Origin of the sequence: Acinetobacter sp. CIP 51.11 (assembly GCF_000369665.1) — a bacterium.
Lineage (GTDB): Bacteria > Pseudomonadota > Gammaproteobacteria > Pseudomonadales > Moraxellaceae > Acinetobacter > Acinetobacter lwoffii_S.
This window is the reverse complement of sequence record NZ_KB850129.1, coordinates 1306769-1326216: the sequence shown is the minus strand read 5'-3', so window position 1 is coordinate 1326216 and position 19448 is coordinate 1306769. Positions and strand designations below refer to the sequence as shown.

Below are 19448 nucleotides of genomic sequence, written 5' to 3'. Positions count from 1 at the left end.
ACAGTCGTCCGTTGGTATTTCAGCTTAGTTTTGGTTGACGCTAACTTGGTTGGCGACCTGGAGGGCCAGTTCACGTGCCTGTTCAATAGTTTCTGCACGTGCCGTGGCAACGCCCATACGACGACGTTTAAAACCTTCTGGTTTGCCAAACAGGCGCAAATCGGTATTGCCGTCTGCTAAAGCAAGATTCAGGCCAGAAAATGAAAGATTACGGCCATCTACTCCAGCATAAATTACCGCACTGGCAGCCACACTATGTCGTGCAGTATTCACCGGCAAGCCTAAAATAGCACGTGCATGCAGCTCAAATTCACTTTGAAATTGGGAGGCTAAAGTCACCAGTCCAGTATCGTGTGGACGTGGGGAAACCTCACTAAACCATACTTTGTCGCCTTTTACAAAGAGTTCCACTCCAAAGATTCCGCAGCCACCAAGTGCTGTAGTGACCTTGTTGGCAATGCGCTTGGATTCTTCCAGCGCGGCTGGAGTCATCGGTTGAGGCTGCCAGCTTTCCACATAATCACCTGAGTCCTGACGATGTCCGATCGGGTCGCAATAAGACGTTTCGATTTCGCCGGTTTCTGGATTTTTTGCACGAACAGTCAATAAGGTAATTTCAAAATCAAAGTCAATTTGTGATTCTACAATCACAGTACCCTGATTGACCCGGCCACCGGTTTGCGCATATTCCCAGGCAGCATCGACTTCATCAAAACGGGTAACACGAGACTGACCTTTGCCTGAAGATGACATCACCGGTTTCACAAAGTTTGGATAGCCGACATCGTCACAGGCCGCGCGGAAGGATTCTAAACTGTCGGCAAAACGGTAAGCTGAAGTTGGCAGACCGAGTTCTTCCGCAGCCAGACGACGAATACCTTCACGGTTCATGGTCAGATTGACGGCTTTAGCAGAAGGAATGACTGTAGCAATGTTCTGGGCTTCTATTTCAAGCAGAACTTCGGTCGCAATCGCTTCAATTTCAGGAACAATTAAATGTGGCTGGATTTGATTGATGAGTTGTTTGAGTTCTACAGCATCTGCCATATTCAAGGTATAGGAATAATGCGCAACCTGCATGGCAGGGGCATGATCATAACGGTCAGCAGCATGAACTTCGACTCCAAGGCGTTGTAGTGAAATCACCACTTCCTTGCCCAGTTCACCAGAACCCAATAATAGAACTTTATAGGCAGAAGATTGAAGGGGAGTACCAATAGTCACGCTCATGTGGATCATCCATGCTTGATTTTATGGACTTTTAGCATAGCAGAACTGAGCCGACAGTTAAGCCAAGATTCATACAAAATTGTGATATTGACCAACAGTTTTATTTATAAAGTTTTTCTAGATTTTAATAAGGAGGCGCTGTCATTTTCACATCGCTGTCAGACTGCGTTTGCAGAAGATAAATCCCGCTTCGAGACTTGAGCTTTTCTATTTGTGCAACATGTTCAGCATTGATATTCAACATCTTTAACAGACGCAATGTACGAACATGCAGGAAATAGGCATAGGGCAATACAAAAGGCAGTACCAAGCACAGCAAAAATAACAGTAGTCCAAAAATTGTGAATTGAATGCTGTCTCGCAAGACGGCGACGAGCTGGAACTGATCTGCTGAAAAGGCGGTAGCTGAAAAAAGAATAATAAGGAGCGCAAATAAACTAGCAAAAATTTTTAGAGCATTCGGCAGGATACGATGTATGAAGCTCCACTTACCTAAGACCAATGTCAAGGGATGAAGATGCAGCACGTGTTGGCTCTGATTAAGCATGGCAATAATTTGATGAGTGCCATTCTTTTCAATATAAACCACACGAACTTGATCCGCCGGCTGCACATGTACTTCAACAAAATGTCTGGTAAAATTCTGAGCATTGATAAAACATTCAAAATATTGTGCCGGCACTTCATGTCGATGGAATACGGTTAACATTTCATCGCGCCGATGATGAATAAAGATTTTGCCTTCAATCACCTGTTTGACCTCAAACATGCGCATCCTTCCTTGTTTTTATTGTTATATAAAAAAGACCTATACTATGAGTTTAGCATAAGTCTTTGTTTCGATTGATCAACGAGTTAAAGCTTAAAAGGGTACTGGAACATAGGTGTAAACCAGGCCATAGGTGAGCGCTGCGGTCAGTGTCGCCATCACAATACGTTTAAACTTAAAGTACAAAACCGTGAGCACAATAAAGCCAACCAGCATCGCAAAACTTTTATTCGGCGTTTCTAATAAAGGTGGCAGGGTAGCAACTACCAACATGGAGCTGATCGCAGCGATGCCAATTGAACCCAAGGCAATTTTTAGCCACAACGCTCCGCGTTTTTGCGAACCTTGCTGAAATTTTTGAATGACAAAAAAAGGACCAAAGCGCGAGGCAAAATTGGCAATCCCGACTAAAATCCCGACCAGAATAATCTCTAGATTCATGCTTGATCTCCTGCGTGTTCAGGATCTGGCTGTTTCAAAATATAGTGCTTAAACAAGCCGGCGAAAATACCAGAACTGATACCGATAAAGATCGCGGCAGACAGGTCGATAAAATAACAGGCAATCGCAGAAACCAGAATCGTGACAGCTACAACAAAAGTATGTTTCTTTTCAAAAGCTGCCAACAAGAAACTCAGGAACAGCGCAGGTAACAAGAAATCCAGTGCTGCCTGCAAGAACTGTGGCAGGTTGCTGACCTGATCGGCAAACAATCCACCGAGGAAAGATCCGAGTGCCCAGGACATCCAGCTAAACAGGCTTAAACCGAGCATCCAGGATTCTGACCATTCCTGTCGCCGTTGCGAGAGCTTGATCATGCCGGAGGCAAAAACTTCATCGGTCAAACCCCAAGACCAGATTGCCGTTTTCTTTAAATTCAGCCGGTCTTGAATCAGATTTTGTAATGCAGGGCCATAAAGCAGATGACGAATGTCTAAGGCAATCACGGTTAATGCCGTCATCCAGATAGATGTTCCACTACCTAAGAGAGCGACCACCAGGAACTGGCTGGCACCTGCATACATCGAGCAGGACAGGAACAGTGCTTCCCAGGCGGTAAAGCCAAACTGAGTGGCTGACACACCAAAAGCAAACGACACTGGTAAATAAGTGAAGATAATCGCTTGGCTATCTTTTGCACCTTGCCAGAAGCCAGCAGGTTGCGTAGCGAGTTGATTCGGTTCAGACACGACACACCTTGAAGGAGAGTTGAACGATGGGTCAAATGAAGATTGTGTATTCTACGTGAATTTAATAGCATAGTGCCGAAATGTTTAAATTGGCGAGCCTGATATGTGGATGTTCAAGACACGTGCGATGCTGACTGCTGCTTTAATAAGCACGGCAATATTGTTACAAGCGTGTGGGAATGACAGTCAATCGACTGATAAGCCAGAAATTAAACCGGCACCTAAATTGACTAATGATGCGACGACTTATGCCAATGCCGCATGGCAACTGATCAATGAAGTGGATCCACTGGTCTATAATAAAGAAGTGGATCAGCTGGAAACACAGGTACGTCAACCAGCACGTAAATTGAGTACAGACTGGCGTATTAATGTCAAAATGACCGATTCGGTGACCGAAGGCAAATATGCTCTGTGTCGTAAAGCTTTGACCAGTCTGGAAATCTGGGCGCGGACGACCATGGAAAATGGCAACAGCCTGCAACAAAAACAGGCGGATTATGAGCGGGATAAACTGCAATGTCAGAATGCCATTGCCCATCCTGCACTCGGAAATACCGATCCTAAGCAAAAAGGTACTGCAATTGCCAATATGCAATAAACCTTTGCCCATTTAAATGTACTTATAAAAAGCCAGTCTGAATGACTGGCTTTTTTAGCAAAATAAGCTTTAAAAATAGGGCATCCACATATGTTCTAATAAAAGTACCATTACACCGCAGATCAGGAGTGTGCTGCCAATCATGCGTTGAATCATTGTACGTGTAGACATGGTCGATCTCCTCAAAGATTTAAAGCGCGTTCAACGCTTCCAGATAACTACGATTCACTTCTTCCCAGTTCACGACATTGAAAAAAGCCGAGATATATTCCGGACGACGGTTTTGATATTGTAAATAATAGGCATGTTCCCAAACATCCAGACCTAAAAGGGGAATATTGCCATGCATCAGCGGAGAATCCTGATTGGCGCTACTTTCTACAATAAGCGTTTGATCTGGCGCCATACTTAACCAGGCCCAACCACTACCAAAACGGCTAAGCGCTGCTTGGGTAAACGCTTCTTTAAATGCCTCGAATCCTCCTAATTCATGTTCGATCGCTTTGGCAATTTCAGCTTCGGGATGACCACCGCCGTCTGGACTCATCACTGTCCAGAACAGGGAATGATTGGCATGTCCACCGGCATTGTTGATCACGTTCTGTTTGAGTTGCTCGGGCACTTCATTGAATTTGCTAATTAATGCTTCGACTGATAAATCTTCCCACTCTGTACCCGCGATTCCTGCATTGATATTATTGATATAGGTTTGATGATGCTTGCTATGATGAATTTCCATAGTCTTGCTATCGATATGAGGCTCTAGCGCATCATAAGCATAAGGCAGTACAGGCAAGGTGTAACTCATTGGCAGGATTCCTTGGGGAGAATGGAGTTAGGTTATTTTTCATTAGATTTAAGATACACTCTAATTTAATATTCATATATGAGAATAGTTATCATTATTGTTAATATGTGTTGATCTTATGCGCTTCCAGGAAGCCTGTTATACGTATGAATCCTCTTTTTATAAGCAATAAAAAAGCCCCAAGAAGGGGCTTTTTTTAACAGCAATGACTTAAACGTTAAAACGGAAGTGTAAAACATCGCCATCCTGAACGATGTAAGTTTTACCTTCTAGACGCCATTTGCCTGCTTCTTTCGCACCGGCTTCGCCGTTGTACTGCACGAAATCATCATAAGCGATACATTCTGCACGGATAAAGCCTTTTTCAAAGTCGGTATGAATCACGCCCGCTGCCTGTGGTGCAGTTGCGCCAACTTTTACGGTCCAGGCACGAACTTCTTGTACGCCCGCGGTGAAGTAAGTTTGTAGGCCAAGCAGTGAATAACCTGCACGAATTACAACGTTTAAACCCGGTTCTTCCATGCCCATTGCTTCAAGGAATTCAGCACGGTCTTCATCTTCAAGCAATGAAATTTCAGCTTCAATCTGGTTGCAAAGTGGAACCACAATCGCATTTTCTTCAGCGGCTAATTTTCTGACTGCATCTAAATGCGGGTTGTTCTCAAAACCGTCTTCAGCAACGTTGGCAATATACATCGTTGGTTTAAGCGTCATTAAACCAAAGCCACGTACCAGCTTGCGTTCGTCATCATCTAGGTCCGCTGCGCGAGCCGGTTTACCTTCATCCAGTAAAGGCTGGATTTTTTCCAATACAGCTTTAGTGGCTAGCGCTTCTTTGTCACCACCTTTAGCAGATTTAGTCAAACGCGTAATTGCTTTGGCTACAGCATCTAAGTCTGCGAGCGCAAGTTCGGTATTAATCGTAGCGATGTCATCTAATGGATCAATACGACCATTCACATGAATGACGTTTTCATCTTCAAAACAACGCACAACGTGAGCAATTGCATCAGTTTCACGAATGTTGGCCAAGAACTGGTTACCCAAGCCTTCACCCTTAGAAGCACCCGCTACCAGACCTGCGATGTCTACAAATTCCATAGAAGTCGGAATAACACGTTGTGGTTTAACAATTGCAGTCAATTTGTCTAAACGTGGATCAGGAACAGGTACAATCCCGGTGTTTGGTTCGATCGTACAGAAAGGGAAGTTTTCTGCAGCAATAGCAGCTTTGGTTAAGGCATTGAAAAGTGTAGATTTACCAACGTTCGGCAAGCCGACAATACCACAATTAAAACCCATGAAATAACTCACAAAAGCGTTATATAAAAATTGCCCCCGATTTTACATGAAAGCGCAGCTAAAGTCAGGTCATGCGCTTGCGGTTTATTGCAATCAAATGCTTCTGGCGACCTAAAATGATTCGCTGAGCTTTCCTGGATGTGTAGTGAGTTCACCAACCATAGAGGAATAATCAGCCAGTATTTTACTTTTGAATAAAAATCACATTGTTTTTCTAAAAGTGAGTGACTAAAGTATCTGAATAAAACAGCGGCCTACACGCCCTGATCCAATAACGATAAACATGGAGCATACATGCGAACTTTATACCAGTTTCCTTTATCTCACTTTTGCGAAAAAGCACGTTGGATGCTGGACCATAAAGAGCTGTATTATGTTGCTCACAATCTGATACCCGGGGTACACCGCGCTTTTGCTCGCCTGAAAACAGGACAGAATCGTCTGCCTATTTTGCGTGATCAGGACCGATGGATCGCAGATTCAACCCAGATTGCTTTATATCTGGATGATACTTATCCAGAACATCGTTTACTGCACGCAGAAGGATATTTTCGAAATAAAGCTTTAGAAATTAATGAAATTACTTTGGAATTGGGTCGTCATGTTCGTCGCTGGATGCTGTCTCAAGCGCTGACTTCTGATCATGAATCTCTGGATATTTTAATTGGTGAGCAGGGCTATCTGCGCCAGTTTGAAAAATTTTCTAAACCTTTATTGAAAGCGATGGTGGCCAAGGGTTATGCATTGAATGAGGAAACCGTGGCGGAATCTAAACAACACATCGATGTTGCGGTACAGCAGCTCAATCAGATGCTGGTCAGCCAAGGTGGGCATTATTTTGTCGGAAATCGTTTAGGTCTGGCGGATATTGCAGTCTGTTCCATGTTGGCACCGCTTCTGGCGATTCCAGGTACGCCGTGGGAAAAAGAAAACTTTGAAACCTTGTCCGAAGAATATCGCGACTATCAGCAGTATTTGAATGAGCTACCACTGGGTGAATATATTTGCCGTATTTACCGAACCGAACGTAATGCGCGGGTAGACTGGCGTGGTGTATAAGTTTAAATGCTACTCTCAGAATTAAAAAACGCGCATGAAGCGCGTTTTTTTGATGAGATTATGATTAACCCCAAGGATTAGGCTGGTCGATATCAATATGTTTAGTAAAATTATTGAGGAGTGAACCAAAATCAAATCCGGATGAAGAACCGCCACTGCCGATATTCTGAATTGTATCTTTAATGCCCGGCAGGAGAGCAGACAGATCAATATTGGAATCAGTCGTACCCACACCTTGGACAAGATCACCGAGGTCAGGCAATTCAATCGAAGAGCCACTACCAACCAGCTGACCAACACCTTCGGCAATACTGCCTAGGTCAAAGCCGTTTGAAGCAGAGGAAATACTTTCGATCATACCACCCAGATCCAGATCGCTACCGAGATTGAGATTGCCTAATAACCCACCCAAGTCTATGCCATTTGAACCATTCGCAATCAGACCGCTCAGTAAGTCAGTGAAGCCACCGACATCAAAACCACCCGTTGCATTTCCGCCTACAAAGCCGCTAATTAAATTGGTAATAGCACCAAGATCAAAATCACTGCCTGCATTGCCACCGATTAAACCACCCACCAAGCCTACAATTGCTCCAATATCTATATCACCTAAACCGCCAGAACCACCGATCAGACTACCGACCAATTCAGCAATTTGTGCGATATCAATTTCACCATTACCGCCAATCAGGTTGCCGACCAGACCTGCGATGGCACCAATATCTACACCGCCCAATCCGCCAGAACCGCCGATCAGGCCACTAACCAGTTGAGCGATTTGCGCAATATCAATCTCGCCATTGCCACCGATTAAGCCACCCACCAGACCTGCAATTGCTCCAATATCTATATCACCTAAACCGCCAGAACCACCGATCAGACCACCGACCAATTCAGCAATTTGTGCGATATCAATCTCGCCATTACCACCAATCAGGTTGCTGACCAGACCTGCGATGGCACCAATGTCTACGTCACCTAAACCGCCAGAACCACCAATCAGCTGAGCGATTTGTGCGATATCAATCTCGCCATTACCGCCGATCAGGTTGCCGACTAGACTAGCAATCGCACCGATATCAATATTGCTTGAACCACCGATTAAGCCACTAACCAGTTGAGCAATTTTCGCGATATCGATATCACCATTACCACCGATGAGGTTGCTGACCAGACCCGCAATGGCACCAATATCAATATTACTTGAACCGCCGATCAGGCCACCGACCAGTTGAGAAATTTTACCAATATCAATATTGCCCGTACTGCCGCCCAATAAGCCGCCCACCAGTTTAGAAATAGTCTCAAGATCCAGGCTGCTGCTATTGCTCCCCATTAAGCTCTTTAATAAGTTGGTGACTTGGGTAATATTAAAGCTACCGCCATTGGATTGGGTTAAGCTACTGATCAGGCTTTGAATATTTAGACTTGAGGCATTCGAACCAGACAACTGAGTTAATAAATTGCTGAGATTTGTCGTACTCAGGCTGCTTCCAGAAAGGAGATTATTTAATAATGAGCTGACCGAAGGTTAAGTATTGGATCCGGTGAGATTGCCAATAAGATTGGTGAGGGTACCTGATGTCGTTCCACCGAATAAGCCGCCCAATAAGCTCTTCGTTTGGGTTTCGACGGTTAAAACAGGACTCACTTTTGTTTTTATCAAGCTTAAAAGTTTAGAAGCCATGACCGTTCCTTGTGTAATATTTTTGAAATGCGCTATTTTTGTTTTTAAAGCGCCTTTGTTTTAATCTATTTCTATACACTTGTAAAAGATGGACGGTTAAGTCGTGTAGGGGCTGACAGGAATAGCCTATCTGTTGCCATGTTTACCCAATTTAAATAATTTAAAAATAAAGATTTAATCAAAAATACCATTGGTCATGTTTTTAATTTATGCGATTAACGGTCATTTAAACCCTCCTGAAAACCGTATTTATAAAATGAAATCCCATTTGGGAAAAAATTTCAGAATATGAAAATTTTGTGAAAAATAAATAAATATTGTATAACAGAGATGGCGCAAAATTTTCTGCATCTATTGATTATTGATATAAGAGTATAAAAATGGAACTGGATCGTTTCGATAAACATATTCTAGAAATATTGACCCATGAAGATGTCAATCTGAATGAACTGTCCGAGCGGGTGAATTTATCTGTCAGTTCGGTGCATCGTAGGATCAAACACTTAATCGATCATAATATTATCAGTGGCTTAAAACGTGAAATCAATTACCAAAAATTAGGTTTCAGTCTGCATGTGCTGTTGCAGGTATCCTTAAGCAAACATGATAGTGATACTTTTGCCAAATTTCTGGAAGAACTGGAAAGTATTCCCGAAGTAATTAATGCCTTTTTGGTCACCGGTCAGTCGGCAGACTTTATTGTTGAAGTCGTGGCAAGAGATATGGAAAATTATAGTGAAATCCTGCTTAAGCGGATTGGAAAAATTGAGCATGTGGTGGCACTGCATTCCAGCTTTGTGATTAAAGAATATAATGTCTTTAACTGTAGCGGATTACTCAATAAAGTTTAATCAAAGCTAGGTTGGTGGACAGCCATAAAAAAACGCACCCTAAGGTGCGTTTTTTGAATCAGACATATTTAAGCATCAAGTTCTGCTAAAACTGCGTCTGAGAATTCAACGTTGGTATAAACGTTTTGTACATCATCCAGATCTTCAAGCATATCAATCATTTTCATGATTTTTTTCGCTTGATCGATGTCTGTGATTTCTGCTTTGGTTGAAGGACTCATCACTACTTCAGCATTGTCAGATTTTAAACCTGCAGCAGTTAAAGCATCTTGAACTTCACCGAAGGCTTCAGGTGTGGTAATGACCAAGATATCATCTTCAGTGACTTCGATGTCTTCAGCACCTGCTTCTAATGCCACTTCCATGATTTGATCTTCCAAAGACACATCTTCAAAAGTGATCTCACCACGTTTCGTGAACAGGAATGCCACCGAACCATTGGTGCCTAAGTTACCATCAGTTTTAGAGAAGCAATGACGTACGTCAGGCACAGTACGGTTCAAGTTGTCAGTCATGGTTTCAACAATAACCGCAACACCACCTACACCATAACCTTCGTAGGTCACTTCTTTCAGGTCGTCGTTATCTTCGCCACCAGCACCACGTTGAATGGCACGGTTGATCACGTCACGTGTCATATTCACTGATAATGCTTTTTCAACCACAGCACGTAGACGAGGGTTGCTTGCAGTATCTGGACCACCAAGCTTTGCAGCAGTGGTTAATTCACGAATGTATTTGGTAAAAACTTTACCACGACTCGCATCTTGTTTTGCTTTGCGATGCTTAATATTGGCCCACTTGGAATGACCCGCCATGCGAACTATGCTCCTTGTAGATTGGCTGTATGCCTATCAGAATGCCGAAATTCTACCATAAGCGTTTTTTTAAAAAAAAGTGCCTGGATTTGAGATTTCAGGATAAAAACAAAAAAAGTGCAATATCGAGGAAAAATAGAAAGAGGATAGGGGGATTTATAATTCTATTTATACATTTATATGGACAGATGACTTGGACATAAACAGCAGAATCGCTGATTATGTCCGTGCTTTTATTTTTAAAAAGCTTATTCTGGAATAACGATATCCAGGCCAACCTTGTCTTTATATAGTTGCTTGATCAAAGCCAGGTCATGCGCAAGGTCTGTCGGATAGATCTTGCCAAGAATGCCACCTTGCTTGGTTTTGGAATTGGCGTATAACAACACGATTGGTACATTGGAAGCCTTGGCAATATGCCAGAAACCGGTACGGATTGGTTTGCGTGCTTCACCTTGTTTAGCCCGTGTTGCTTCGGGAGCAATCACCAGATTGAACTTTTCATTGTTCTGAAAATGTTCCACCATCTGGGTCACGATATCTTTACTGGCCTTGCGGTCAACCGGAATACCACCCACAGCGTTCAATAGCGGTTTAAACGGTCCTTTAAATAATTCTTTTTTAATCAAGGTATGAACCTTGAGGTCATAAATCTGGAACAGGGCAATTGACAGTACCGCATCCATCATTGAGGTATGTTCAAATCCAATAATGACCTGTTTATCTTCAAGCACATCGGGTTCGACATGATATTGCCAACCTGCAAGTTTAAATGCAGATTCGCCAAGGAATTTATTTAGCATAAGTACGGAGAAGTAAAAGCTGTATGTAGAGAACTGCATAATTTCATCTTGTTCGCCCATACAGTCAATAGGCTTTCCAATAAAATCAGCGAATAATGTAAAAATCTATGATTTATTCATCTTTTTAAGCTGCAAGATTAAGAGTTAATATATATAAATAAAACAATATTAAGATCTTAAAAATATCATTAGATACAAAAAAATTCTTAAAATGATGAAAAAATGACTATCCAGAGCATACTTTAGTTATTAGACTTTTGTCGAAGAAGAAGACTGATACAGGTCTTTTCTATTTTCTTATTCTTTCTACTCTGAGATTGAAAAGTATGACGTACATGACAGCCTTCGTAGTCTCCCTATTGATTTTTGCGCTTATAATTGTATGGTCTTTGATCGAAATTAAGCAGGATTTACATAAAGACGAAGAAATGAAGTCTGAATTCTAGTCATTCTATCTTCTTTAGTTCTAGGCTATTCCTTTAACATTGCTGCCTGAGTAATAAAGAATTTTGATACCTTATAGATATACTAAGACCTTAAATCTATCAGTTTTACGCTTAGTAGACCGGATTAAATTCAAGATACAGGCTCATTTATCTTAAATGATGCAGCATGTATCTCATTTTTCTATATGCCTCCTATACTGAAGTCTTAAGTAACTGAATTTTGACTAAGACAAGTCGCCCATGATTGCTGCCTAAATGTTCAAGCAGTTATAAAAGCACTTGTCTTTCCAAAAAATCTTAGCTAGTATTCATGACGCCTGAACTTATTGATAAATAAAGTTTTCAGCATATAGGGCCTATAGCTCAGTTGGTTAGAGCAGCGGACTCATAATCCGTTGGTCGACAGTTCAAGTCTGTCTGGGCCCACCATATAAAACAACCCCTTACGTGCATTAATCGTAAGGGGTTTTTTGTTTTTGGATATTATGAAATCTGAAGTAAGCAATTCACTTAATTGATCGTCGTTCTTATCTCGAAGGACTTAAAATGGGTTGCCTCCACTGATAATGAACTTTTCTAGTTTGCCTTTCAATAAAGATTCTTCGTTACCAGCTTAATAAAAAAGCATCTCCCTCAGATATTACTTTTGTTATCTAAATTCCATAAACATCCTCTTTAATCAAAAAAAAAGTTCATATTTATGAAATAATTGTGATGTAGTTCAAAGAATATCTGCAAAAAAAGTGAAAAGTAGATGAAATGCATTTTACAACTGAAAAAATTATGCTAATTAATATGAGATGATTTTTTAGTCTAAAATCATGATGTTTCAGGACGGAATATCTTAAGAAGCGTATTAAAAAAATGATTAAACAGGAGTTTCAATGATGCTTCAGCTTTTAAGAAAATTGTTTTGTTTGCATATTTATGAATATGAGCAAATGCAAGAAATCGGGGAACACAGGGAGTGTCGTAAGTGCGGTACGAATAAGGACTAAAGTTTTTGCAAGAAAAGTGAGCAATGGCTCACTTTTTTATGCTTGTTATGGGCTAATTTCCGTTAAAATTAAAGGGAAATTTCATCACGATGAACAGGCATATGAGTAAAGATTTTCATGCAGATACCTATATCGTCGACAGCAACCTGGCAGATACGCTGCACTGGCTCAGCCTGCATCAAGATAGTTATGACTCCTTTAGCTATGATGCAGTCACGCAAGCGCTGATGGTGCATCATGCCAATGGAGTAGATCAAATCCGAGTCGGAGATTATCTGAATGCCCGTTATGGCATTTTAATTACTGCACATAACTTTTCTGCGAGTTCATCAACTTAAACAGTGATTAGCTTGCCATTGCATCTGTAGCCAGACTGCGAACACTTGGTTTTGGCTGTTCTGCAACTAAACCTAATTTTGCAAAAAGTTGCTGATCCCGGCCTTGGGATGTATTAGGGGTCGTCAGCAGTTTTTCACCAGAAAAAATAGAATTGGCACCAGCCATAAATGCCAAAGCCTGATCCGAATCGCTTAAGGATTCACGCCCTGCAGAAAGGCGAATATAGCTTTTAGGCATCAACAAGCGTGCTACGGCAATGGTACGAATCCATTCAATCACATCCAGTTTTTCTACATCTGCCATCGGTGTGCCTTCAATCGGCACCAACATATTAATTGGCACAGATTCAGGATGGATTGCCAGAGTTGCAAGCTCATATAACAAACCAATCCGATCATCACGACTTTCGCCCAGACCCACAATACCGCCACTACAGACTTTCATACCAGCTTGACGCACATGATCCAGAGTATCCAGACGATCATCAAAGCTACGCGTGCTGATGATATGTGAATAGTATTCACGAGAAGTGTCCAGATTATGGTTGTAATAATCCAGTCCTGCATCTTTCAAGCGTTCAGCCTGTGATCCATTTAGCATCCCCAGTGTCATGCAGGTTTCCAGACCGAGTGCTTTAACTTCACGTACCATTTCCAGCACATAAGGCATATCGCGTTCATGCGGGTTGCGCCATGCAGCCCCCATACAAAAGCGTGAACTGCCTGATGCCAGCGCCTGTTTGGCTTCCTGAATCACTTTATCGACTGCAATGCGTTTTTCAGCTTCCAGTTTGGAATCATAATGCGCTGATTGTGAACAGTATTTACAGTCTTCAGGACATTTACCGGTTTTAATCGAAAGCAGGGTGCTCACCTGAACGGTATTCGCAGTGAAATGTTCACGATGAACCTGTTGCGCCTGGAACACTAAATCCATTAAAGGCTGTTGATATAGAGCTTGTATTTCTTCACGTGACCAATCATTACGTACCGCATCACTACTGTTCATCTCTTTCCCTATCTGTGCTTATTTATCATTCGGTTCATCTTAATAAAAATAAGCTTTTGCTTCACTAGCAAAATATGACCTTATATAAATGGCAAAGCCCACACGAGGTGAGCTTATTTTTTCAGTTGCCAGATTATTTATTACTGTGATTTCCATGAATATCCTGGCCATGCAGATCACTACGGTGCTGCTTGTTAAACACGCGCTGATCCTGTTCATGCTGATTGTTTTTTGGGGAATTAATCGGGCCATGTTGCGGCTGCTGCTGTTGTTGCTTCTGCTGGTCATGCTGAAGCTGCTCAAGCAGTTCTTGATTTGGATTTTTTGATGACATCATCTTTCCTCCACTTCATTTCTGACTATTTTTATTTATGCCATAGTCTGAAACACGGGTGTGTAAGGCTTTTAAGTGAAACTGTGAATCTAGGTAAAGTTGAAATATATTTCAATAGTGAGAGAAAATTAGCTGGATTTTGCCAGTTGTTCTTGAACGGCCCAATCGATATGTACCTGCACAATTTCATCACGCTGATTACGCTGTTGCTGAAGAGCCTGAATAATCTGCCCATCAAAGGGCGCATTGCCCAAACCAATGGCGACATTGCGCATAAAGCTTTGATAACCTGTACGACGCATCGGGCTGCCTTCAGTCGCATTTAAAAAGGTCACTTCATCCCATTGCCATAAATCCAGTAAACTCACTTGATCCAGACCATGACGCGGATGAAAATCCTCTATCGAGGTCACTTGGGCAAAACTGTTCCATGGACATATCAGCTGGCAATCGTCACAACCAAAAACCCGGTTACCAATTCCGCGTCGCAAATCTTCTGGAATAATGCCTTTATATTCGATGGTCAGATAGGCGATACAGCGGCGAGCATCTAACATATAAGGCTCGACAATGGCTTGAGTCGGACAGATGTCGATACACGCAGTACAGGAGCCACAATGTTTGGTCGCGGGTTCATCAAAGGGCAGTTCCAGTGAAGTAAACAGTTCACCCAGTACAAAGAATGAGCCTGATGTTTTATGAATCAGCATGGTGTGTTTACCTGTCCAGCCCATGCCGGCACTTTCAGCCAGCGATTTTTCAAAAATGGGTGCAGAATCCGCAAAAGGACGTGATTCAAAATCTCCGATTTTTCCCCGGATTTTTGTCGCCAAGGTTTTCAGGCGACCGCGCATGGTTTTATGATAATCCCGGCCACGAGCATAACGCGCGATAATGGCAGAGTTGGGTGCATAAGGGATATAACGTGGTTCTGGTGCGTCGACCAGATAATCCATACGCACACAGATAATGCTACGTGTGCCGGGAACCAGTAAGGCGGGATTGGCACGTTTTTCCAGATTCTCTTCCAGAAACTTCATGTCACCATGATAACCACGATCCAGATATTCCTGTAAGCGTGCTAATTCTGCTTGAGCATCTGGTTTGGCAATGACACAATCAGAAAAACCCAATTCTAAAGCCTGCGCTTTAATCCATGCTTTTAGCTCGGCTGGATCTTGTTGATAAACTTTAATTTGCGCTTGAGAATCGGGAGTTGCCATAAACCAAAGACAGGGAATAAGAAATGCAGCAACAAGTTTACCATAGCCGTGATCTACAAGCATGGGAGCAGCGCTGGTTTCAACAGCAAAATAGTTCCTACGGTTTAATGCAACAAGTCGCCTGGGGGATTAGTCAGCGGCTGATCACTTTATTTTCCCAGCAAAAAATAAAAAAAATCGCTGTCTGCTGTGGTCAGGGTAATAATGCCGGCGATGGCTATCTTGTGGCCAAATATCTCAAACAGGCGGGCTTCAGTGTTGATATTTATGCAGTTGAGTTGGGTAATTCCAAAGATTTAGCATCGGCTGTGCAGGAAGCTCAGCAAGCTGGCTTGCAGCCTTATTCGCATTTTGATTTTCAATCTGAATGTGAGGTCTATATCGATGCATTATTCGGAATTGGTCTGAACCGTCAGCTGGACTTTGACTGGCAAAATGTTATTCAAACGATCAATCAGCAAACTGGATTAAAAATCTCAATTGATATTCCGAGTGGATTGGATGCCAATACCGGCCAGCCTTTGCCTGTTGCGATTAAAGCTGACTACACTTTCACGGGTTTAGGGCTTAAGGCAGGACTGTTTACTGGACAAGGCAAAGAATATGCGGGCAAGATCGAACTGATTTCTGCTATCCCGACAGATACTGAGCTTCAACCAATTGCTTGTCTTTCATCACATCAGATTCAATTGCCGAAGCGTGAAGCCTTTGGTCATAAAGGCAGTTATGGTCATGTCTTGGTTGTAGGTGGTCATGCCGATATGGGGGGGGCAGTGATCATGGCAGCAGAGGCAGCATTTGCTGCCGGAGCAGGTAAAGTGACGATCGTCTGTGATGCAAAACACCATACTGCGATTTTGTCACGTGCACCGAATATCATGCTGCGTGATATCAATCTTTTAACTCAGGAGCAACGCCAAGCACTGATTCAGCAGGTCGATGCAGTCTGTTTTGGCATGGGATTAGGTCGTGATTCTTGGTCAGAGCAACAATATACAGCTTGGTTTGAGCTGACTCAGCAATCTGATCTGGAGGTTGTTTTGGATGCGGATGCCTTATGGTTTCTGGCCAAGCAGCCTCAAGTTTTGAATTCCCAGACTTATGCCACACCACATCCAGGAGAAGCTGCAACTTTGCTAGCATGTAGCACTGCGGAAGTTGAAATGGATCGGATTGCAGCCATTCATGCCCTGCAACAAAAATATCAGGGACAGTGGGTGCTAAAAGGTTCAGGCAGTCTGATTCTGGAAGAAAAGCTTTACATCTGTGATGCCGGGAATGCCGGTATGGGCACTGGCGGAATGGGGGATGTACTGGCCGGCATGATTGCCAGTCTAAAGGCGCAATTTGCACAAAAAATTCATTTGCATGAAATTGTGACTTTACATGCACTTGCAGGTGATGAATTGGCCAAAAATGGCGAACGTGGTTTACAGGCACAGGATATGAAACATGCGATTTATCAGGTGGTGAATCGCTAAGGAGAATAGTGTGCCAGTGATCAAACTGAATATTTCAGGCCAAGTCCAAGGAGTCGGATACCGTTACTGGTTTGCCGAGCAGGCTCAAGCACTTGGGCTGAAGGGGTATGTACGGAACTTAAGCACGGGTGAAGTGGAGGCGGTTATTGTTGGAACAGACTCTCAGCTTCAGGAAATGATTACACGAAGTTGGCAAGGGCCTGCTCGTGCCATCGTACAAACGGTTATTCAAAAGCATCTGGAATCTGACCTAGATGTTCAAGACTTTAGAATATTGCGTTGAACCTTAGCGACGACGGCTGCTGACACGACTCCGGCCGCGTGCCATACCGCCCAACGCATTCAATACTGCCATTTTACTCATGCTGCCTGAGGCGTGGGCATGACAAATGGCAGCCGCCAGGGCATCCGCCGCATCTTGTTGCGGTTTGATGCTGAGTTTTAGAATATTCATCACCATCATCTGTACCTGTTCTTTATCCGCAGCGCCATAACCCACTACCGACTGCTTGATCTGGCGCGCAGTATATTCAGCGACTTTCAAATCCAGATTGACCAGTGCCGCAACAGCAGCACCACGGGCCTGACCGAGTTTTAAGGCAGAATCCGGATTTTGTGCCATAAAGACCTGTTCTACCGCAGCTTCAGTGGGACCATAAAATTTTACAATGCGCTCCACGCCGGCAAAGATCCGTTTTAAACGTTCAGGCATTTCAGTCGTTTCTGTTCTGATGGTGCCGGCATCAACAAAAGTCAGTTTGGAGCCGTCTTTTTCGATAATTCCGTAACCGGTTAAACGAGAACCGGGGTCAATCCCAATAATTAATGACATGCCCGCACTTTAAAAATAGAATAATGCCCATATTGTTACATAAGCGTATCAAAAAAGCTTGATCCTGATGAAGCAGTTGATTCCAGCATCCTATTATTTATTTTACTGAGATTAGATTAATTTTCATGAAATTATTTCTTATTATCCTTGCAGGCTTAATCCTAGAAGTATTTGTCTGGATTGGCGTGGGTGACCTCGTCGGGAGCATGTGGTACGTATTTTTCTGGTTTGTGGCCGCATTTTTTATTGGTATGAATCTGATCCGTAAATACTCGGCCGGTGTAATGCCACAAATGCAGCAAATGCAGATGGGACAGATGAGTGCAGATCCTGCATTAACAGGAAATTTACCTAAAATTCTGGCAGGTTTCTTTCTGCTTATTCCTGGATTGATTACCGACGTATTGGCAGTGTTGATGCTCATTCCAGCGGTTCAGCAGGTTTTTAAGGCTGCTATAATGAAAGCGATGATGAAACGTCAGCAACTCATGATGGAAAAAATGATGGGTGGCATGATGGGCGATATGGGTGGTGCACAAGGCCAGAACCCATTTGCCGAGATGATGCGTCAAATGCAGGATATGCAAAATCAGCAATCAGGTCGCGGTGATTCCAACATTATTGATGGTGAAGCACGTGAAGTGAGACCTGAGGCGAAAAAAATTGAAATGAAAGATATCAATCCAAAATAAATGTTTTATTTAAAAAATTCTATTTAAGCCGAATCTGATGATTCGGTTTTTTATTGGAGCTTTCTAATCTCTTTGAACAAACGTTATAATATATTTTTATAAATTTACCTTATTTTAATGTCTCTGCTTTTTACGATCTGTCTCCTGCATTTTGTTGCTCAACTCAGTCCCGGCCCCGATATCTTACTTATTGCCAAAAGTGCTGCATCCACCACACGCCAGAATGCCCTGAAAATTATTGCAGGGATCTCTGCCGGTATCGTGGTTTGGGTAGTACTGACACTTGCGGGTTTTACTGTGTTAATTGGCCAGTTTCCATGGATCCAGCAAGCCTTAATGCTTTTGGGTGGCATGTTCCTGGCGAAGATGGGATGGGCCATGTTAAAGGGTGGTGTGCATAGCTTTAAAAATAGACATCAGACCGACGACGATACAAATGGACAGGTGCAAGCTAAAAACTATTTTATGTTGGGCTTATGGACCAATCTTTCTAATCCCAAAACACTGATCTATTTTAGTAGCGTATTTTCACTGGCCTTAAGTTCGTCTGCTTCCGATTATTTGAAAGCACAGTTAGCGGTAATTATTCCCTTGCAGACTTTTATCACCTTCACTTTATTGATGCTGTTGATTTCCCAACCAAAAATTAAAATCTTGTACCAGCGTTCGGGGAGTTATATTGATATGATGTCAGGCGGACTATTTCTGCTATTTGCATTGTGGTTATGGTATGAAGCACTTATTCTGATGAATTAAGGAGGGTATCTTCATTTAATGCTGGAGATATTGGTGAGGTCGGGGAAGGAGAGGCTAAATTGTCTGGTGTTTTAACCGCCGTTTGATAACGATTAGGCTTTAAGGTGGTTTCAGTATTTTCAGAGCCTTGATAGCTGCGGCTACGGTTAGCACGTTCGCGTAATCCACCTTTTTTAATTAACTGAACCATGGTACATCTCCACTTTCAATAAGCACTATTG

Annotated in this window: 23 protein-coding genes and 1 tRNA gene; 9 read left to right on the top strand and 15 right to left on the bottom strand. The window is 42.6% G+C overall.

The window, feature by feature from the left end:
• Nucleotides 1-24: 24 nt before the first annotated feature.
• From purT to F894_RS10020, 4 genes are all read right to left on the bottom strand, one after another.
• A complete protein-coding gene (gene purT, locus F894_RS10035; protein ID WP_171057027.1) occupies nucleotides 25-1239 on the bottom strand; it encodes a formate-dependent phosphoribosylglycinamide formyltransferase in 1215 nt (404 codons plus the stop codon).
• Nucleotides 1240-1354: 115 nt separating this feature from the next.
• Nucleotides 1355-1999 carry a hypothetical protein gene (locus F894_RS10030; RefSeq protein WP_005247378.1) on the bottom strand — a complete coding sequence of 215 codons (645 nt, stop codon included), beginning with the start codon at nucleotides 1997-1999 and terminating at the stop codon, nucleotides 1355-1357.
• A gap of 93 nt (nucleotides 2000-2092) precedes the next feature.
• Nucleotides 2093-2440 carry an L-valine transporter subunit YgaH gene (gene ygaH, locus F894_RS10025; RefSeq protein ID WP_004278941.1) on the bottom strand — a complete coding sequence of 116 codons (348 nt, stop codon included), beginning with the start codon at nucleotides 2438-2440 and terminating at the stop codon, nucleotides 2093-2095.
• Nucleotides 2437-3189, bottom strand: coding sequence for an AzlC family ABC transporter permease (locus F894_RS10020; RefSeq protein ID WP_004278940.1), 753 nt, complete (start codon nucleotides 3187-3189; stop codon nucleotides 2437-2439). Before F894_RS10020 ends, ygaH begins: the two co-directional genes overlap by 4 nt.
• Before the next feature lie 103 nt (nucleotides 3190-3292).
• Here F894_RS10020 and F894_RS10015 point away from each other — a divergent pair, with 103 nt between their 5' ends.
• A complete protein-coding gene (locus tag F894_RS10015; protein ID WP_005106524.1) occupies nucleotides 3293-3790 on the top strand; it encodes a hypothetical protein in 498 nt (165 codons plus the stop codon).
• Nucleotides 3791-3980: 190 nt separating this feature from the next.
• Here the strand turns inward: F894_RS10015 and F894_RS10010 are convergent, their stop codons facing one another.
• Both F894_RS10010 and ychF read right to left on the bottom strand, forming a co-directional pair.
• Nucleotides 3981-4598, bottom strand: a complete 618-nt coding sequence (locus F894_RS10010) for a superoxide dismutase (protein ID WP_005247376.1) — start codon at nucleotides 4596-4598, stop codon at nucleotides 3981-3983.
• Nucleotides 4599-4808: 210 nt separating this feature from the next.
• Nucleotides 4809-5900, bottom strand: a complete 1092-nt coding sequence (ychF, locus tag F894_RS10005) for a redox-regulated ATPase YchF (RefSeq protein WP_004645523.1) — start codon at nucleotides 5898-5900, stop codon at nucleotides 4809-4811.
• A 294-nt stretch (nucleotides 5901-6194) separates the two neighbouring features.
• On the opposite strand from ychF, the gene F894_RS10000 reads away from it, so the two are divergent.
• On the top strand, nucleotides 6195-6959 hold the full coding sequence (locus tag F894_RS10000) for a glutathione S-transferase family protein (protein WP_004645522.1): 765 nt from the start codon (nucleotides 6195-6197) through the stop codon (nucleotides 6957-6959).
• Between the two features lie 64 nt (nucleotides 6960-7023).
• On the opposite strand, the gene F894_RS09995 is transcribed toward F894_RS10000, so the two are convergent.
• Both F894_RS09995 and F894_RS15455 read right to left on the bottom strand, forming a co-directional pair.
• A complete protein-coding gene (locus F894_RS09995; protein WP_005247373.1) occupies nucleotides 7024-8409 on the bottom strand; it encodes a hypothetical protein in 1386 nt (461 codons plus the stop codon).
• 81 nt (nucleotides 8410-8490) lie between these two features.
• Nucleotides 8491-8646, bottom strand: a complete 156-nt coding sequence (locus F894_RS15455; protein WP_005247371.1) for a hypothetical protein — start codon at nucleotides 8644-8646, stop codon at nucleotides 8491-8493.
• A gap of 380 nt (nucleotides 8647-9026) precedes the next feature.
• Here F894_RS15455 and F894_RS09990 point away from each other — a divergent pair, with 380 nt between their 5' ends.
• A complete protein-coding gene (locus tag F894_RS09990; RefSeq protein ID WP_004645518.1) occupies nucleotides 9027-9497 on the top strand; it encodes an Lrp/AsnC family transcriptional regulator in 471 nt (156 codons plus the stop codon).
• A 68-nt stretch (nucleotides 9498-9565) separates the two neighbouring features.
• Here the strand turns inward: F894_RS09990 and F894_RS09985 are convergent, their stop codons facing one another.
• Complete coding sequence (locus F894_RS09985) at nucleotides 9566-10315, bottom strand: YebC/PmpR family DNA-binding transcriptional regulator (protein WP_004645516.1); 750 nt, start codon at nucleotides 10313-10315, stop codon at nucleotides 9566-9568.
• Between the two features lie 248 nt (nucleotides 10316-10563).
• Nucleotides 10564-11118, bottom strand: a complete 555-nt coding sequence (locus F894_RS09980; RefSeq protein ID WP_034438480.1) for a 1-acyl-sn-glycerol-3-phosphate acyltransferase — start codon at nucleotides 11116-11118, stop codon at nucleotides 10564-10566.
• Nucleotides 11119-11916: 798 nt separating this feature from the next.
• On the opposite strand from F894_RS09980, the gene F894_RS09975 reads away from it, so the two are divergent.
• Both F894_RS09975 and F894_RS09965 read left to right on the top strand, forming a co-directional pair.
• Nucleotides 11917-11993, top strand: a tRNA-Ile gene (locus F894_RS09975).
• Nucleotides 11994-12663: 670 nt separating this feature from the next.
• Nucleotides 12664-12900 (top strand): hypothetical protein, encoded by a 237-nt coding sequence (locus tag F894_RS09965; RefSeq protein WP_034438286.1) that lies wholly within the window; start codon nucleotides 12664-12666, stop codon nucleotides 12898-12900.
• Nucleotides 12901-12907: 7 nt separating this feature from the next.
• On the opposite strand, the gene bioB is transcribed toward F894_RS09965, so the two are convergent.
• The 3 genes from bioB to queG form a co-directional block, all read right to left on the bottom strand.
• Nucleotides 12908-13909: a biotin synthase BioB gene (gene bioB, locus F894_RS09960; protein WP_004278930.1), complete on the bottom strand. Its 1002-nt coding sequence runs from the start codon at nucleotides 13907-13909 to the stop codon at nucleotides 12908-12910.
• 133 nt (nucleotides 13910-14042) lie between these two features.
• Nucleotides 14043-14246, bottom strand: a complete 204-nt coding sequence (locus F894_RS09955) for a hypothetical protein (RefSeq protein WP_004278929.1) — start codon at nucleotides 14244-14246, stop codon at nucleotides 14043-14045.
• Between the two features lie 125 nt (nucleotides 14247-14371).
• Nucleotides 14372-15466 carry a tRNA epoxyqueuosine(34) reductase QueG gene (gene queG, locus F894_RS09950; RefSeq protein WP_005247364.1) on the bottom strand — a complete coding sequence of 365 codons (1095 nt, stop codon included), beginning with the start codon at nucleotides 15464-15466 and terminating at the stop codon, nucleotides 14372-14374.
• A gap of 23 nt (nucleotides 15467-15489) precedes the next feature.
• On the opposite strand from queG, the gene F894_RS09945 reads away from it, so the two are divergent.
• Together F894_RS09945 and F894_RS09940 are read left to right on the top strand one after the other, a co-directional pair.
• On the top strand, nucleotides 15490-16947 hold the full coding sequence (locus tag F894_RS09945) for an NAD(P)H-hydrate dehydratase (protein ID WP_005247362.1): 1458 nt from the start codon (nucleotides 15490-15492) through the stop codon (nucleotides 16945-16947).
• A gap of 10 nt (nucleotides 16948-16957) precedes the next feature.
• Nucleotides 16958-17230: an acylphosphatase gene (locus tag F894_RS09940; protein WP_005247361.1), complete on the top strand. Its 273-nt coding sequence runs from the start codon at nucleotides 16958-16960 to the stop codon at nucleotides 17228-17230.
• A gap of 3 nt (nucleotides 17231-17233) precedes the next feature.
• Here F894_RS09940 and ruvC read toward each other — a convergent pair whose 3' ends face one another.
• Nucleotides 17234-17779: a crossover junction endodeoxyribonuclease RuvC gene (gene ruvC, locus F894_RS09935; protein WP_004278925.1), complete on the bottom strand. Its 546-nt coding sequence runs from the start codon at nucleotides 17777-17779 to the stop codon at nucleotides 17234-17236.
• A 125-nt stretch (nucleotides 17780-17904) separates the two neighbouring features.
• On the opposite strand from ruvC, the gene F894_RS09930 reads away from it, so the two are divergent.
• Complete coding sequence (locus F894_RS09930; RefSeq protein WP_005247360.1) at nucleotides 17905-18471, top strand: FxsA family protein; 567 nt, start codon at nucleotides 17905-17907, stop codon at nucleotides 18469-18471.
• Nucleotides 18472-18588: 117 nt separating this feature from the next.
• On the top strand, nucleotides 18589-19227 hold the full coding sequence (locus tag F894_RS09925; RefSeq protein ID WP_005247358.1) for a LysE family transporter: 639 nt from the start codon (nucleotides 18589-18591) through the stop codon (nucleotides 19225-19227).
• On the opposite strand, the gene F894_RS09920 is transcribed toward F894_RS09925, so the two are convergent.
• Complete coding sequence (locus F894_RS09920) at nucleotides 19211-19417, bottom strand: hypothetical protein (protein ID WP_005106537.1); 207 nt, start codon at nucleotides 19415-19417, stop codon at nucleotides 19211-19213. The genes F894_RS09925 and F894_RS09920 overlap by 17 nt on opposite strands.
• Between the last annotated feature and the right edge of the window lie 31 nt (nucleotides 19418-19448).

What these genes read in the sequence shown, in the direction of transcription:
- purT (WP_171057027.1), bottom strand. Translation starts at nt 1,239, where the DNA reads ATGATCCACATGAGCGTGACTATTGGTACTCCCCTTCAATCTTCTGCC.
- F894_RS09965 (WP_034438286.1), top strand. Translation starts at nt 12,664, where the DNA reads ATGAGTAAAGATTTTCATGCAGATACCTATATCGTCGACAGCAACCTG.
- F894_RS10030 (WP_005247378.1), bottom strand. Translation starts at nt 1,999, where the DNA reads ATGTTTGAGGTCAAACAGGTGATTGAAGGCAAAATCTTTATTCATCAT.
- F894_RS09985 (WP_004645516.1), bottom strand. Translation starts at nt 10,315, where the DNA reads ATGGCGGGTCATTCCAAGTGGGCCAATATTAAGCATCGCAAAGCAAAA.
- queG (WP_005247364.1), bottom strand. Translation starts at nt 15,466, where the DNA reads ATGGCAACTCCCGATTCTCAAGCGCAAATTAAAGTTTATCAACAAGAT.
- F894_RS10015 (WP_005106524.1), top strand. Translation starts at nt 3,293, where the DNA reads ATGTGGATGTTCAAGACACGTGCGATGCTGACTGCTGCTTTAATAAGC.
- F894_RS09990 (WP_004645518.1), top strand. Translation starts at nt 9,027, where the DNA reads ATGGAACTGGATCGTTTCGATAAACATATTCTAGAAATATTGACCCAT.
- ygaH (WP_004278941.1), bottom strand. Translation starts at nt 2,440, where the DNA reads ATGAATCTAGAGATTATTCTGGTCGGGATTTTAGTCGGGATTGCCAAT.
- F894_RS10000 (WP_004645522.1), top strand. Translation starts at nt 6,195, where the DNA reads ATGCGAACTTTATACCAGTTTCCTTTATCTCACTTTTGCGAAAAAGCA.
- F894_RS09945 (WP_005247362.1), top strand. Translation starts at nt 15,490, where the DNA reads ATGCAGCAACAAGTTTACCATAGCCGTGATCTACAAGCATGGGAGCAG.
- F894_RS09955 (WP_004278929.1), bottom strand. Translation starts at nt 14,246, where the DNA reads ATGATGTCATCAAAAAATCCAAATCAAGAACTGCTTGAGCAGCTTCAG.
- F894_RS09920 (WP_005106537.1), bottom strand. Translation starts at nt 19,417, where the DNA reads ATGGTTCAGTTAATTAAAAAAGGTGGATTACGCGAACGTGCTAACCGT.
- bioB (WP_004278930.1), bottom strand. Translation starts at nt 13,909, where the DNA reads ATGAACAGTAGTGATGCGGTACGTAATGATTGGTCACGTGAAGAAATA.
- ychF (WP_004645523.1), bottom strand. Translation starts at nt 5,900, where the DNA reads ATGGGTTTTAATTGTGGTATTGTCGGCTTGCCGAACGTTGGTAAATCT.
- F894_RS10010 (WP_005247376.1), bottom strand. Translation starts at nt 4,598, where the DNA reads ATGAGTTACACCTTGCCTGTACTGCCTTATGCTTATGATGCGCTAGAG.
- F894_RS09980 (WP_034438480.1), bottom strand. Translation starts at nt 11,118, where the DNA reads ATGCTAAATAAATTCCTTGGCGAATCTGCATTTAAACTTGCAGGTTGG.
- F894_RS09930 (WP_005247360.1), top strand. Translation starts at nt 17,905, where the DNA reads ATGAAATTATTTCTTATTATCCTTGCAGGCTTAATCCTAGAAGTATTT.
- F894_RS15455 (WP_005247371.1), bottom strand. Translation starts at nt 8,646, where the DNA reads ATGGCTTCTAAACTTTTAAGCTTGATAAAAACAAAAGTGAGTCCTGTT.
- F894_RS09925 (WP_005247358.1), top strand. Translation starts at nt 18,589, where the DNA reads ATGTCTCTGCTTTTTACGATCTGTCTCCTGCATTTTGTTGCTCAACTC.
- ruvC (WP_004278925.1), bottom strand. Translation starts at nt 17,779, where the DNA reads ATGTCATTAATTATTGGGATTGACCCCGGTTCTCGTTTAACCGGTTAC.